This window comes from Conexibacter arvalis (genome assembly GCF_014199525.1).
In the GTDB taxonomy this organism is placed as follows: Bacteria; Actinomycetota; Thermoleophilia; order Solirubrobacterales; family Solirubrobacteraceae; genus Conexibacter; species Conexibacter arvalis.
This window is the reverse complement of record NZ_JACHNU010000009.1, coordinates 58593-72243: the sequence shown is the minus strand read 5'-3', so window position 1 is coordinate 72243 and position 13651 is coordinate 58593. Positions and strand designations below refer to the sequence as shown.

General features: G+C 73.8%; 14 protein-coding genes. 10 read left to right on the top strand and 4 right to left on the bottom strand.

Translation table 11 applies throughout. The features are described 5' to 3' along the window. Positions 1-84: 84 nt before the first annotated feature. Positions 85-723, bottom strand: coding sequence for a hypothetical protein (locus BDZ31_RS22250; RefSeq protein ID WP_183345280.1), 639 nt, complete (start codon positions 721-723; stop codon positions 85-87). A gap of 274 nt (positions 724-997) precedes the next feature. On the opposite strand from BDZ31_RS22250, the gene BDZ31_RS22245 reads away from it, so the two are divergent. The 4 genes from BDZ31_RS22245 (at position 998) to BDZ31_RS22230 (ending at position 3071) form a co-directional block, all read left to right on the top strand. After that, positions 998-1189, top strand: coding sequence for a hypothetical protein (locus BDZ31_RS22245; protein WP_183345279.1), 192 nt, complete (start codon positions 998-1000; stop codon positions 1187-1189). A gap of 246 nt (positions 1190-1435) precedes the next feature. Next, positions 1436-2137: a hypothetical protein gene (locus BDZ31_RS22240; RefSeq protein ID WP_183345278.1), complete on the top strand. Its 702-nt coding sequence runs from the start codon at positions 1436-1438 to the stop codon at positions 2135-2137. A gap of 8 nt (positions 2138-2145) precedes the next feature. Next, on the top strand, positions 2146-2412 hold the full coding sequence (locus tag BDZ31_RS22235) for a hypothetical protein (RefSeq protein ID WP_183345277.1): 267 nt from the start codon (positions 2146-2148) through the stop codon (positions 2410-2412). After that, positions 2409-3071: an RES family NAD+ phosphorylase gene (locus BDZ31_RS22230; protein ID WP_183345276.1), complete on the top strand. Its 663-nt coding sequence runs from the start codon at positions 2409-2411 to the stop codon at positions 3069-3071. The genes BDZ31_RS22235 and BDZ31_RS22230 overlap by 4 nt, the downstream gene beginning before the upstream one ends. 76 nt (positions 3072-3147) lie before the next feature. Here BDZ31_RS22230 and BDZ31_RS22225 read toward each other — a convergent pair whose 3' ends face one another. The 3 genes from BDZ31_RS22225 to BDZ31_RS26270 are packed head-to-tail and all read right to left on the bottom strand — an operon-like array spanning position 3148 to position 6736. Beyond that, entirely contained in the window at positions 3148-5421 is a 2274-nt protein-coding gene (locus tag BDZ31_RS22225) for a heavy metal translocating P-type ATPase (RefSeq protein ID WP_183345460.1), read from the bottom strand. Between the two features lie 53 nt (positions 5422-5474). Further along, entirely contained in the window at positions 5475-6461 is a 987-nt protein-coding gene (locus BDZ31_RS22220; protein ID WP_183345274.1) for a hypothetical protein, read from the bottom strand. Beyond that, positions 6458-6736 carry a heavy-metal-associated domain-containing protein gene (locus BDZ31_RS26270; protein ID WP_183345272.1) on the bottom strand — a complete coding sequence of 93 codons (279 nt, stop codon included), beginning with the start codon at positions 6734-6736 and terminating at the stop codon, positions 6458-6460. Before BDZ31_RS26270 ends, BDZ31_RS22220 begins: the two co-directional genes overlap by 4 nt. A gap of 122 nt (positions 6737-6858) precedes the next feature. Here BDZ31_RS26270 and BDZ31_RS22210 point away from each other — a divergent pair, with 122 nt between their 5' ends. The 6 genes from BDZ31_RS22210 (at position 6859) to BDZ31_RS22185 (ending at position 13641) form a co-directional block, all read left to right on the top strand. After that, complete coding sequence (locus BDZ31_RS22210) at positions 6859-7170, top strand: metal-sensitive transcriptional regulator (protein ID WP_183345271.1); 312 nt, start codon at positions 6859-6861, stop codon at positions 7168-7170. Positions 7171-7451: 281 nt separating this feature from the next. After that, positions 7452-8021 carry a class IV adenylate cyclase gene (locus tag BDZ31_RS22205; protein ID WP_183345270.1) on the top strand — a complete coding sequence of 190 codons (570 nt, stop codon included), beginning with the start codon at positions 7452-7454 and terminating at the stop codon, positions 8019-8021. A gap of 15 nt (positions 8022-8036) precedes the next feature. Further along, the gene (locus BDZ31_RS22200; RefSeq protein WP_183345269.1) at positions 8037-8693 is read left to right on the top strand and encodes an O-methyltransferase; all 657 of its coding nucleotides are present in this window, start codon (positions 8037-8039) and stop codon (positions 8691-8693) included. Between the two features lie 77 nt (positions 8694-8770). Beyond that, positions 8771-8959 (top strand): hypothetical protein, encoded by a 189-nt coding sequence (locus BDZ31_RS22195; protein ID WP_183345268.1) that lies wholly within the window; start codon positions 8771-8773, stop codon positions 8957-8959. A 149-nt stretch (positions 8960-9108) separates the two neighbouring features. Beyond that, entirely contained in the window at positions 9109-12735 is a 3627-nt protein-coding gene (locus BDZ31_RS22190) for a family 78 glycoside hydrolase catalytic domain (RefSeq protein WP_183345267.1), read from the top strand. Between the two features lie 75 nt (positions 12736-12810). Continuing rightward, on the top strand, positions 12811-13641 hold the full coding sequence (locus BDZ31_RS22185) for an IclR family transcriptional regulator (protein ID WP_183345266.1): 831 nt from the start codon (positions 12811-12813) through the stop codon (positions 13639-13641). Positions 13642-13651: the final 10 nt, after the last annotated feature.

Sequence of the window (13651 nt, the reverse complement as noted above, 5' to 3'; positions counted from 1 at the left end):
CGCCGCCGAGCCGGTCGCGCGCGCCCGGGCGGGGCCGCCGCGGGGGCCGGGCGGCGCGGCCGCCGCGCGAGCGACGACGCGTTCTCAGCCGGTCGCGCGCGCGTCGTCGTGCGCGGGGTCGACCGCGTCGTCGCCGAGCGCCCGCTCGGCCTCGTCGAGGGCGCGCTCGGCGATGGCGATCTCGGCGACGAGGCGGTCGCGCTCGTCGCGGTCGGCCGACTGCTCGGCGAGGCGCGCGTGGAGCCGCTCGAGCCGGGCGCGGAGCGCGGCGGGCGCCGTACGGTCGAGCTCGTAGACGCCGGCCTCGGCCGTGCGGCGGACGACCGGCGAGCGGGAGAGCTGGGTCAGGAAGACGGCGAGCGGGTCCTTGCCGGCGATCGCATGGCCGGCGGCGCCCATCGCGTCGAACCATTCCTTGTAGTGGATCGGCCCCGGGCCGCGGCCGCGCAGGACCTCGACCGCGGCCTGGCGGATCGCGGCGCCTCTGAGCCCGTCGGCCGCCGGGCGCGCGGGGAGGGGGTGGACGTTCGCGGCCTCGGGGACGAGCCGGTCGATCAGCTCCAGCCGCTCCTGCACCTCGGCGAGCTGGCGCTCGACCGTGGCGAGCTGGCGGGCGGCGGCGTCGCGGCGCCGGGTCAGCTTCTCGCGCTCGCGCAGCAGCGCCATCCGCTCCGCACCCGCGGCGCGGGCGAGACGGGTCGAGCTGCGGGTCGGCGAGGGCACGCCCAGATTCCTACCGGCTCCTGTGCGGAGCGGGTCCCCGACCCTGTCGACAACTCCTACGTCGAGTGTTCATACATCCGCGGATGAGCGCGCAGAAACGCCAACGGCTGTGCACAACCCTGTGGACAACTGCGGAAAACCCCGCAAAGTGCAGGCAAACTTCCGCAACAGCCGCTGTTGAAAAGATTCGACGCCGTATCGCGGATGGCATTCCGTCCGGTGGACGCGGGATCCTGAACGGCCTACGTTGCCGCCTGAAGGAGTCCTACACACGATGTTGTATGACGACGACACGCACATCGAGCCAGCCCGCAGCGGCGATACGCCGCCCGACCCTCAGGAGCTGCTCGCCGATCTGACCGCCCTCCTCGACGCCGGTCTGATCGTCCCCGTGCGCGACCGCGACGGCGAGGTCCGCGTGACGCCGGCCGAGCCGCTCGAGTGGGAGGAGCACTCCCGCTCGTGAGTCGCGGCCCGACCGCACGTCCGCGGCGCCGCTGACGGTGCCGGCCACTATCTGACCGTCAGCGTCACCACCATCGCTCGCTGGCGATGGTCTCCGACCGGGCTGAGAAGGTGCCGGTGCCCGGTCCGAGGTCCAAGCTCGTCGTCTGCCATCCACGACGCCGCGCCGTCGCCGTTCCTTCCCAGCCCTGATCAGGTCCGCTAGACTTCTTTCCGTACCGGAAGTTTGGCGAACCTGGAGGGCGCGATGAGCGCGCTGGCCGACATCGGAGACCTTGGAACGCTGCGCCACAAGGCGGAGCGCGTCCGCGACCTGATCGGCCCGCCGCACATCGCGCCGGCCGTCGACGACGACGCCGAGCGGCGGCGCGAGCAGCGGCGCCGCGCCTACGCGGCGATCGAGGACGGGATCCTCGACCTCTCGACGGCGCTGCCGCAGGGGACCGAGGACTACGACGCGCGCAAGCTGTTCGAGTTCCTCGTCGGCCTGCGCCGCGCGATCGACGCCGACCCCGACGCGCTCGATGCGGCCGGCGAGGTCGAGCTGCACAAGCTGATGATGCGCGACGTACTGCAGCGGATCGAGCGCCGCCTCCTCCACGACGAGCTCGACGACCCGCGGATCGCCGCCGACTTCGTCTTCGCAACGCTCGACCGGATCCCCGCCGGCGACCTCGCGCGGCTGCTCGGCGTCTCGACGAAGACCGTCGGCGCCTGGCGCGCCGGCAGGCCGGTGACCCGCAACGGCGACCGCGTCGTCGTGCTCGCCCAGCTGCTCAGCTACCTGCGCGCCTCGCTGACGCCGCTGGGGATCGTGATGTGGTTCGACGCGCCGCGCGACCAGCTCGGCGGCCGCACGCCGCTGGAGCTGCTGGGACGCGGCGTCGCCGCCGCCCGCGAGCCGCTCGTCTCGCTGGCGCGCGGGGCCCGCGGCCAGCTGGCCGGATGACGCGGCCCATGCGCGACCGCCGCGCCACTGCGCTGACGCGCGCGACCCCGGCGCCGACGCCCGCGGACCGGCGCCACGTGACGGCGCGCGCGACCGGCCGCCGCACCATCGCGCGCGCGACCGGCCGCCGCACCATCGCGCGCGCGACCGGCCGCCGCGCCACCGCGCGCGCGACCGGCCGCCGCACCACCGCGCGCGCGACCCTCCGCCGCGCGATGGCGAGCGCGACCCGCGACCGCGCCACGACCTCGACCGTGGCCACCGCGCCCGCATGACCGCCTGGACGACGCCGCCCGCGCGGGTCGCGGGCGAGTGGCGCTGCTTCCGCCAGGTCGCGCCCGACTGGCCGCCGCTCTACCACGCCGCCGGCGAGCCGTCGCCGTCGCAGCGCTCGGCGCGCTGGCACCGGCTCGGGGAGGGCTACGCGCAGTACCTCGCGCTCGAGCCGATGGGGGCGTGGGCCGAGCTGGTCCGCTTCGAGGGGATCCGCGGCGGCACCCGCGCGGCCCAGTACCGCCGCCGTCTGTGGCTCGTCTTCGTGCGCGAGCGCGAGATCGCCGACCTCTCGACCTTCGCCCGCTGGGCCGATTGCGGGCTGGACCCGCGCGACGCGGTCGGCGACCACGCCGCCTGCCAGGCGATCGCCGACGACCTTCGCGCCGCCGGCTACCGGGGCGTGCTGTCGCCGTCGGCGGCGCTGCCGGGCGCGACCAACCTGACGTTGTTCGGCGCCCGCTACGAGAAGGTCCTGCTCGGCGGGCTGGAGAGCTGGGACAACCCCAACCCGCAGTTGCGGCTCCCCTGCAGCCTCGCCGCCGAGGGCACGCCGCCCGAGCAGCTGATCGTCGAGACGACCTTCGTCGACATGCCGCACGACGGCTACCGCGCCTGGCTGCGCGCCAAGGGCCTGCGCGCCCCGCGCGGCGTGCCGTAGCCGACCCCCGGACCAGGACCTCTGTCATCCAGCTGTTGCTCGGCAACAGGCGGATGACAGAGGTCGGCCGGTCGCGTCAGTGGCCGGAGCGGAACCGCCGCAGCCGCAGCGCGTTGGCGACGACCGAGACGCTCGAGAAGGCCATCGCCGCGCCGGCGATCAGCGGGTTGAGCAGGCCGGCGGCGGCCAGCGGCAGGGCGGCGACGTTGTAGCCGAACGCCCAGCCAAGGTTCTGCTTGATCGTCCGCAGCGTCGCGCGCGAGAGGCGGATCGCGTCGGCGGCGGCGCGCAGGTCGCCGCTGACGAGCGTCAGGTCGGAGGCCTCGATCGCCACGTCGGTGCCGGTGCCGATCGCGAGGCCGAGGTCGGCCTGCGCCAGCGCCGGCGCGTCGTTGACGCCGTCGCCGACCATCGCGACGACGCGACCTTCGCCCTGCAGCCGCGCCACGACGGCCGCCTTCTCCGACGGCAGCACCTCCGCGATCACGTCGTCGGGGGCGATCCCGACCTCCGCGCCGACTGCGCGGGCGGTGGCGGCGTTGTCGCCGGTCAGCAGCACCGACCGCAGGCCGAGCGCCTTCAGCGACGCGATCGCCTCCGCCGAGGTCGGCTTGACCGTGTCGGCGACGACCAGCAGCGCCCGCACCGCGCCGTCCCACGCCGCCACGACGGCGGTGCGGCCCTGCGCCTCTGCCGCCTCGCGGGCGGCGTCGAGCGCGGGCGGGACGGTCAGGCTCCATTCGCGCGCCAGCGCCGGCCGGCCGACGAGCGCGGCGTGACCGTCGACGACGCCCTCGACGCCGAGCCCCTCGCGGTTGGCGAACGACTCGACCGGCGGCAGCGCGCCGTGGCCGCCGGCGGCCAGCTCGTCGCGCGCTCCGGCCGCGATCGCCTGCGCGATCGGGTGCTCGGAGGCGTCCTCGAGCGCGCCGGCGATCCGCAGCGCCGCGACCCGCGCGGCGGCGCCGGATCCATCGGGGGCACCGTTCGCGCCGGTCGCCTCGCCGTCGTCGGCGAGCACGACCTCGACCAGTCTCATCTTCCCGCTCGTCACGGTCCCGGTCTTGTCGAGCACGATCGTGTCGACGCGGCGGGTCGACTCCAGCATCTCCGGCCCTTTGATCAGCACGCCGAGCTGGGCGCCGCGACCGGTGCCGACGAGCAGCGCGGTCGGCGTCGCGAGGCCGAGCGCGCACGGGCAGGCGATGATCAGCACCGCGACGGCCGCGGTGAACGCGAACGCCGCGCTCTCGCCGGCGCCGAGCCAGAAGCCGAGCGTGCCGACCGAGATCGCGATCACGATCGGGACGAAGACGCCCGAGACGCGGTCGGCGAGCCGCTGCACCGGCGCCTTGCCGGACTGGGCGTCGGTCACCAGGCGAGCGATCTGCGCCAGCGCCGTGTCGGCTCCGACGCGCGTCGCGCGCACGACCAGCCGACCGCCGGCGTTGACGGTCGCGCCCGCGACGTCGTCGCCCGGGCCCTTCTCGACCGGGACCGACTCGCCGGTCAGCAGCGACTGGTCGACGGCCGAGGCGCCCTCCTCGACGACGCCGTCGGTCGCGACCTTCTCGCCGGGGCGGACGACGAAGCGGTCGCCGACGGCGAGCTGCTCGACCGGAACGCGCCGCTCGCTCCCGTCGTCGTCCAGCAGCGAGACCTCCTTCGCGCCGAGCTCCAGCAGCGCTCTCAGCGCGGCGCCGGCGCGGCGCTTGGCGCGCGCCTCGAAGTACCGGCCGGCGAGGATGAAGACCGTCACCGCCGCGCCGACCTCGAGGTAGATGTGGCTGGTGCCGGCGTCGTTGGAGGGGAGGATGTCGAACGGCATTCTCATGCCGGTCATGCCGGCGTCGCCGAGGAAGAGCGCGTACAGCGACCACAGCCACGCGGCGAGCACGCCGACCGACACGAGCGTGTCCATCGTCGCGGTCGCGTGCTTGAGGTTGACCCACGCGGCCCGGTGGAACGGCGATGCGCCCCAGACGACGACGGGCGAGGCAAGCGCGAGCACCGCCCACTGCCAGTCGTCGAACTGCAGCGCCGGGATCATCGACAGCAGCAGGACCGGGAGCGTGAGCAGCGCCGAGATCACCAGCCGCTGGCGCAGCGGGGCGGTCTCGTCGGCCTCCTCGGCCGGCTCGGCCGAGCTGCCGCCGACCGCGCCCGCGGGCGCCGGCAGCGTCGCCTCGTAGCCGGCCGCGGCGACCGTGTCGAGCAGCTGCTCGGGCTCGACCAGCGCCGGGTCGTAGTCGACCGTCGCCTTCTCGGTCGCGTAGTTGACGCTCGCCGAGACGCCGTCGAGCTTGTTCAGCTTGCGCTCGATGCGGTTGGCGCACGAGGCGCACGTCATGCCGGTGATCGGCAGCTCGACGTGCGCGCCGGGCGCGGGGGAAGGGGCGGCGCTCACGGCTCGACCTCGACGGTGAACGCGGCGGTGCGGACCGCGCCGTCGACCTTCACCTGCAGGAAGAGGCGGTAGGCGCCGGCGGTCGGGAAGGCGGTCTCGAACGAGACGCCGTCGCCGCTCGGGTGGACGTGGAGGAAGGCGAGGTCGCCGTCGCGCAGCGCGACGAGGTGGCCGCTCGCGCCGAGGTAGGGCTCGACCTCGACCGGCTCGCCGTCGCGCTCGATCGCGAAGTCGAGCGTCGCCGACTCGCCGGCGCGGAGCTGGTCGGCGCCGGAGAGCGCGACGGTCTCGCCGCCGTCGGTGGTCGCCGTCGCGGCGGGGGCCGGCAGCGGCCGCAGGTCGGCGGCGCCGTCGACGCGCAGGTCGGCCGCGAGCGTGCTCGCCTCGCCGCCGCGCGTGAAGTCGGCGAAGAGGCGGTACGAGCCGGCGTCGTCGAGCCGGATCGGCGCCGTCCAGCTGCCGTCCTCAGCCTGCTCGGGGTGGAGGTGCTGGAAGCCGGTGAGGTCGCGGCGGGCGACGATCAGGTGCATCCGCTGCTCGTGCGCGACGTCGAAGTCGCGGACGGTCTCGCCGCGCTCGTCGACGACGCGGAAGGAGACCTGCTCGGCCGTGCCGCGGCGCAGCTCGGGGCGCTCGACGACGACGCGCAGGCCGCCGTCGGCGACGGACAGGCCGCGGACCGCGTCGGCACCGGCGTGGGCGCCGTGAGCGCCGCTCTCGCCGTGGCCGCCGCTGGCGCTGCCACCGCTCGCGCCGGCGCCGTGGCCGCCGCTCGCCGCGTCCGCGCCGCGGGTCGCATCGTCGTGTCCGGTCGCGCCGGCCGTCGTGTCGTCGTGGGCGCGGGTGTCAGTGTCGTGCGCGCTGCTCATGGTCGTCTCCTCTCGGCCCCGGTCGGGGTCGATCGCGCCGCCCGCGACCGCCGCGCCGCCGAAGACGAGCGCGAGCACGGCCGCGTAGGCGGCGAGCTTCGCCGCGCCGCTCATGACGGCGCGACCGAGTACCCGGCCGCCTCGACGGCGGCGCGGATCGCGTCCTGGGAGTCGGCGGCCTCGCCGCTGACGACGAGGCGGCCGCTGGCGAGGTCGACGTCGAGCACCTCGACGCCCGCGACTTCACCGACCTCCTCGCGGACCGACGCGACGCAATGGGTGCAGGTCATGCCGCTGACGACGTACGTGCGCGTGCCGGGCGCCGACGAGCCGGACGTCGTGACGGTCGCGTCGCTCTTCGTGTTGTCGCTGCCGCAGGCGTTGCACATGTGCCGGGTCCTTTCGGGGAGTCCTCAGATACGGGGTGGGGGTATCGCTGCGGGCACCGTATCACATACCCCTGGGGGGTAGGCTAGAATCGTCGTCAGGCACCGGACGAACAGGAGCGGCGATGGCCTCCACAGAGGCGAGCGAGACGACCCCGACGCGCGGGTACAGCGCGACCAGAGACCAGCTGACCAAGCGGCTGCGCCGGATCGAGGGGCAGGTCCGCGGCGTGCAGTCGATGGTCGAGGAGGACCGCTACTGCATCGACGTCCTGACGCAGATCTCCGCGATCCAGGCGGCACTCGACAAGGTCGCGCTCGGCCTGCTCGACCAGCACGCCCACCACTGCGTTATGGGCGCGCAGGAAGGGCCGGCGCGCGACGAGAAGACCGACGAGCTGATGAGCGCCGTCGGCCGCCTGATGCGGCGCGGCTGAGTCGCGCCGCATCAGGCGGCAATGCGGGCTGGTCGCGCGTCACCGCGCGCGACCAGCGGTCATGCGTCGCGCTTCGTGCGCCAGACCATCGGGCGACCTCCCTGCCGCTGTCTCCACGGCCCGCTCCCGACGGGCCCACCTCCATTGCGCAACGATAATCGAGCAATCGCGCGCCGGAGGCCGGAGGCGGGCGCGCACGTCAGAGTTGGCGCGCTCCCGTCAGCCGGTGCCCTCCGTCCGCCGCGCGAACCGGCTCCCACCCCGCCGCTAGGGTCCCGGCGATGAGCGCCGAGACCGTCGTCGGCCGCGAGCCGGCCCGCCGCAACGTCGAGCTGAAGGCCCGCGACCGCGACCCCGCGCGGTCGCTCGCGCGCTGCGTCGCGCTGGAGGGCGCCGTCGACCACGGCGTCCTGTGGCAGCGCGACACGTACTTCGTCGTGACAAGGGGGCGGCTGAAGCTGCGCGAGGAGCGGCCGGGCGGCGCGACGCTGATCCAGTACGAGCGACCCGACGAGCAGTCGGCGAAGCTGAGCCGCTACCGGCTGATCGGCGTCGACGACGCGGCCGCCTGCCGCGCCGGGCTCGACGCGGCGCTCGGGACGCGGGTCGTCGTCGAGAAGGAGCGGCGGCTGTTCATCTGGCGCGACGTGCGGATCCATCTCGACCGCGTCGCCGGCCTCGGCGACTTCGTCGAGTTCGAGGCGGTCGCCCCGGACGCGTCGGACCTCGCGGCGGAGCGCGAGAAGGTCGCGCGGCTGCGGGAGCTGCTGGATGTGCGCGGTGAAGATCTCGTCGCCGTGGGCTACGGAGACGCGCTCACGGGGAAGGAAGGGGAGGACCGCGCAAGCTGAGAGGGAACCGCCTGCATGATCGTCACCGACGCCGTCCGCGCCTACATCGAGCAGACCAGCCCGGTGCCCGACGGCCTGCTCGCCGAGATGCGCGAGCGGGGCGTCCGCGACGGCGTCCCGATCCTCGACTCGCAGGCCGCGTCGCTGCTGCACGTGCTGGCGCGGGCGGTCGGGGCGAGGCGGATCGTCGAGGTCGGCACCGCGATCGGCTATTCGACGCTGCACCTGGCGCGGGCGCTGCCCGACGACGGCGAGCTGATCTCCTTCGAGATCGACCGCGAGCGCCACGCCGCCGCCCAGAGCTACTTCGCGCGCGCCCGCCTCGCCGCGCGGGTCGACCTGCGCCTGCAGGACGCGACCGAGGGGCTGCGCACGCTGACGGCGGCGTTCGACCTCGCCTTCCTCGACGGGCTGAAGGCCGAGTACGCCGACCAGCTCGACCAGATCGTCCCGCTGCTCCGGCCCGGCGGCCTCGTCGCGGTCGACAACATATTGATGTCCGGAGCGGTCGCCGAGGGGAGACCGGTCGCCGAGGGGAGACCGGTCGACGGCTGGAGCAGCGAGCGGATCGCCACCGCGCGCGCCTTCAACGAGCACTTCGTCAACCACCCCGACCTGATCGCCACGCTCACCCCGGTCGGCGACGGCATCGCGCTCGCGGTGCGGCGCTGAGTCGCCGTCGACCGCGCCGGCGCCCCGACCGCGCGGCACGCCGACGCCGAAGCCGCTACGCTCGCGCGCCGACGCCCATGGCACCCAAGGACACGACACCCGACACGCAGTGCCGCCCCTGCCGCGGCACCGGCCGCTTGATCTCCGGCCTCGGCGGCACGCCGAGAGAGGTCACCTGCCCCTGGTGCGCCGGCACCGGCCAGTTCCAGGGCCCCGAGGCGAACGCCCAGGAGAGCGGCATCCGTCTCCGCGGCGGCCAGGCCTAGCGCTTTCGCCTGCCCCTGACGTCGGAGCGCGCCGACCGCTCCGATTGACATGGAACGCCATTCTATGTAGACACCTCGCGTTCCCCGGCACGCCTCGGCGCGTGCTGCCGATCGTCCGGCTCAAGGCCGGTCGCAGACAGGAGCTTGCGATGGAGATTCGATGGAGAGAGCGCCGCGCGCCGGCGCTCGCGGTGCTGCTCGCATGCGCACTCGCGCTCATGGCGAGCGCCTTCGCCGCCCCGCACGCAGAGGCGGCGGTGAGTGTCGGCGGGCTGACGGTCGACCGCACCGTCGAACCGCTCGGCACGGAGGTCGCATCGTCGCCGCCGCGGCTCGGCTGGAAGCTCAGCTCGACCGACCGCGGCGTCAGACAGTCGAGCTACCGCGTGCTCGTCGCGACGAGAGCCGACCTGCTCGTCGTCGGCAGAGCGGACGTCTGGGACAGCGGCGTCGTCGCCTCGTCGGCCTCGGTCGACGTGAGATACGGCGGCCCCGCGCTTACGTCGACGACGCGCTACTGGTGGACGGTGCAGGTCGCGACGACCGCCTCAGGGACGAGCGCCTGGGCGACGCCGACGTGGTGGGAGACGGGTTTGCGCGACGGCGCCGCGGCACCCGGCTGGAGCGGCATCGAGCAGAGAGCGGCCACCGGCGCGGACAGACTCGGGACGGGCTCGGTCGGGCAGACGTTCACGGCCGGCGGCACCTTCTCGAAGGCGAGCGGCATGTTCGTCGAGTACGGCACGGGCAGCCCGTCTGGTCTGACGCTGTCGCTCTACAGCGGCAGAGGCCCCGGCGGCAGACTGCTCGCGAGCAGAACCTTCACGAACGTCAGAACCGATGTCTGGCTCGACGTCGACGCACCCGCCGGCAGTCCCTTCCCGGCCGGCGACTACTACCTGCTCGCGCACGACCTCAGAACCTCCGGCGACGGCATGCTCGGCTGGTGGGGCCACACCGACGGGACGAAGTACGCCGGCGGGACGACCTACGTCAACGGCGTCGCGGGCACGACCGACCGCGTCTTCCGCGTCGTGCCGCCCAGCGGCGACGAGCTGACCGACTGGTCGGCGAGATGGATCGAGCTGCCGTCCGACTGGGCGAGACCGATCATGCAGGGACGGGCGACCGGCGCCGATCAGCTGACCGGCAGCTCGCTCGGCCAGACGTTCACCGCCGACAAGCCGTTCGCGACGGCGGAGGGCCGCTTCGTCGAGTTCGGCACCGGAAACCCGTCGTCGCTGAGACTGTCGCTCTACAGCGGCGGCCCCGGCGGCACGCTCCTCGCCAGCAGAACCTTCTCCAACGTCGTCACCGACAGATGGCTCGCGCTCGACAACGGCGCCGGCAGAACCTTCCCGGCCGGCAGCTACTACCTCGTCGCGAGCGACCTGAGAACGTCGGGCGACGGCATGCTCGGCTGGTGGGGCACGACCGACGGATCGGCCTACCCAGGCGGCACCGCCTACGCGAACGGCATCCCCGCGACGGGCGACCGCCTCTTCCGCGTCACGATCCCCGAGCAGGCGCCGCCGACGCTGCGCAAGCAGGTGACGCTCGGCAGCGGCATCGTCAGAGCGCGCGCCTACGTCTCGGCGCTCGGCCTCTACGAGCTGCGGATCAACGGCAGACGGATCGGCGAGGACCTCTACGCCCCTGGCTGGACCGACTACGCGAGACGCGTCAAGTTCCAGACCTTCGACGTCACGAGCGCGCTCCAGAGCGGCGCCAACACGATCGGCGCGACGCTCGCCGACGGCTGGTACTCGGGCACGGTCGGCGGCGCCGGAAGATACCTGTACGGCTCCCAGCCGGCGTTCCTCATGCAGCTGGACGTCACCTACTCCGACGGCAGAACGGCGACCGTCGTCACCGACACCAGCTGGAGGGGGACGCGTGAGGGACCGGTGCGCGCGGCCGACCTCTACATGGGCGAGAGCTACGACGCGCGCAAGGAGCTCGGCGCCTGGAGCGAGAACGGCTACGACGACAGCGGCTGGACGAGCGCGGTCGTCGCCACCGGCACCGGCACGACCGCGCCGCGCGTCCCGCAAACCCACCCGGAGACGAAGGCGCACGCGCCGATCCCGGCGGTCTCGGTCAGATCGCTCGGGTCGGGCCGCTACGTCTTCGACCTCGGCAAGGAGATCGGCGGCGTCGTGCGGCTGGAGATCAGCGGCACGGCCGGACAGCAGGTGACGCTGCGCCACGCGCCGCGGCTGCAGCCGAGCGGCGAGCTGGACGTCGGCATGCTGCGCAGCGCCAGAGCGACCGACGTCTACACGCTCAAGGGCGGCGGGACCGAGGTCTACCAGCCGCGCTTCACGCTCCACGGCTTCCGCTACGTCGAGGTCAGCGGCCTCACGGCCGCGCCGGCCACCGCGATGGTCAGCGGCGTGCCGGTCAACGCCGACGTCAGATCGGTCGGCTCGTTCAGCACCGGCGACAGACTGGTCGACGAGCTGCAGAGCGTCCTGCGCGCGACGCACCTCAGCCACTTCGTGACGATCCCGATCGACACGCCCGAGCGCGACGAGCGGCTGGGCTGGGTCGGCGAGCCGTCGGTCAGCGGCGGCGGCTTCCTGTTCAACTACGACATCGGCACCTTCCTCGCGTCGTGGGCAGATGAGCTGAGATACGCCCAGCGCCCCAACGGGCAGCTGCCGCACGTGGTCCCGTTCGTCCCGCTGGTCGGAGACGGCGGCGCCTATGCGACCGACGCGATCGTCCACATCCCGTACCTGATGTGGCAGCGCTACGGCGAGACGAGATCGCTCGAGCGGCTCTACCCGGCGATGGTCAGCTGGATCGAGCAGCTGCGCGCATCGGCAGGCGGCGGACTGCTCGGCTCGGCTTCCTACGCCGACCACCTCAACCTCGACGAGCCCACGCCGGGCGGCGTGATCGAGAACGCCAACTACGTGCGCGCCGCGCGGATGCTGTCGGAGATCGCGGCGGAACTCGGCAAGCCGGCGGCCGCCTCGGACTACGCGAGATTGGCGGCGACGCTGAGAACGGCGTACCAGTCGGCGTACATCGCCGGCGACGGCAGAGTCTCCGGCGACTCGCAGGCCGGCTACGCGATCGCGATCGCGTTCGACCTGGTGCCGCCGGCGCTGCGCGACGCGGCCGGCGCGCGGCTGGCGAGAAAGATCGCCGACCGCGGCGATCATCTCGTGACCGGCTACTCGGGCACGCCGTACGTGCTGCAGGCGCTCACCGCGACCGGCCAGCACGCGACCGCGGAGAGATTGATCGTGCGCGACCAGTACCCGTCGTGGGGCTACATGCTCTCCAGAGGGGCGACGACCTTCTGGGAGCGGTGGAACTCGGACACGTTCGTGGTCGACCCGAACTCGAACGGCAACGCGGGGATGAACTCGTTCAACCACCTGCCGCTGGCGACCTTCGGCGACTGGCTCTACCGCGACGTCGGCGGGCTGCGCAACGACCCAGATGGCGGCGCCGGCTACCGCAAGCTGATCGTCGAGCCACGGCCCGGCGCGACGCTGAAGAGCGCGGAGACGGCGTTGCAGACCTCCTACGGCGAGGCGAGCGTCGCCTGGAGAGAGGCGGCCGGCGGCGACTTCACGCTGGACGTGACCGTCCCGGTCAACGTCACCGCCACGGTGCGCATCCCGCTCACGGGTGGGCGGGCCGCCTTCGAGGGCGGCACTCCGATCGCGAGAGCGGCCGGCGTCGCGGTCGTCTCGACCTCGGCGACGGAAGCGGTCGTCACGATCGGCTCCGGCACGTACGCGTTCACGACGGCCTAGACGGGCGCCGGACGGCCGCTGCGGCGGGCGCGCGAAATTCGCGCGCCCGCCCGGCCGGTCGGCTAGGGTCGTGGCATGGAACAACGTGCCACGAACTACCACGCGCGGGCGCTGTCGCGTGGTCTGGAGATCCTCCGCACGCTCAGAGGCAGCGACGACGGCGTCACGCTGGCGGAGCTGCACGAGCGCACCGGCCACCCGAAGAGCACGCTCGTGCGGCTGCTCGGGGTACTGGAGGAGGAGGGCTTCGTGCTGCGCATCGACGAGCGCCCCAGCTGGACGCTCGGCTTCGCGGTGATCGACCTCGCGAGCGACCGGCTGGAGGCGGTCGGCGTGCCGGCACTGGCGCGGCCGCTGCTGTCGGCGCTGGCCGACGAGACCGGCGCGACCTGCAATCTCGGCGTGCTCGATGGCCGCCAGGTCCTGCACGTCTACGTCGAGGAGCCCGACCGCCCGCTGCGCTTCCGCTCCAGCACCGGCTCTCGCGACGACGCCTACTGCACCGGGCTCGGCAAGCTGCTCCTGGCCCACTGCGACGAGGCGCGACTGAGCGACCACCTGCCGGCCGGCGAGCCCTATCCGCGACGCACCGAGCACACGCGCGTGACGCGCGCGCGACTGGTCGCCGACCTCGAGGAGACGCGCGAGCGCGGCTACTCGTTCGACGACGAGGAGGGGGCGGTCGGGGTCCGCTGCCTGGCCGTGCCGCTGACGAGCGGCGGCGAGTGCGTCGCGGCGCTCAGCACGGCCGGCGCGGCGAGCGAGCTGGCGCCCTCCGAGCACGATCGGATCCTCGCCCACCTGCGCGCGACCGCGGCGCGGATCGAGGCGCACCCGGCGCTCATCAACGCGCTGCGGATCACAGCCCGCAGCCTCGCGCCGACCGATTCGGTCCCGGCTGCTTGACGCCGTCCCC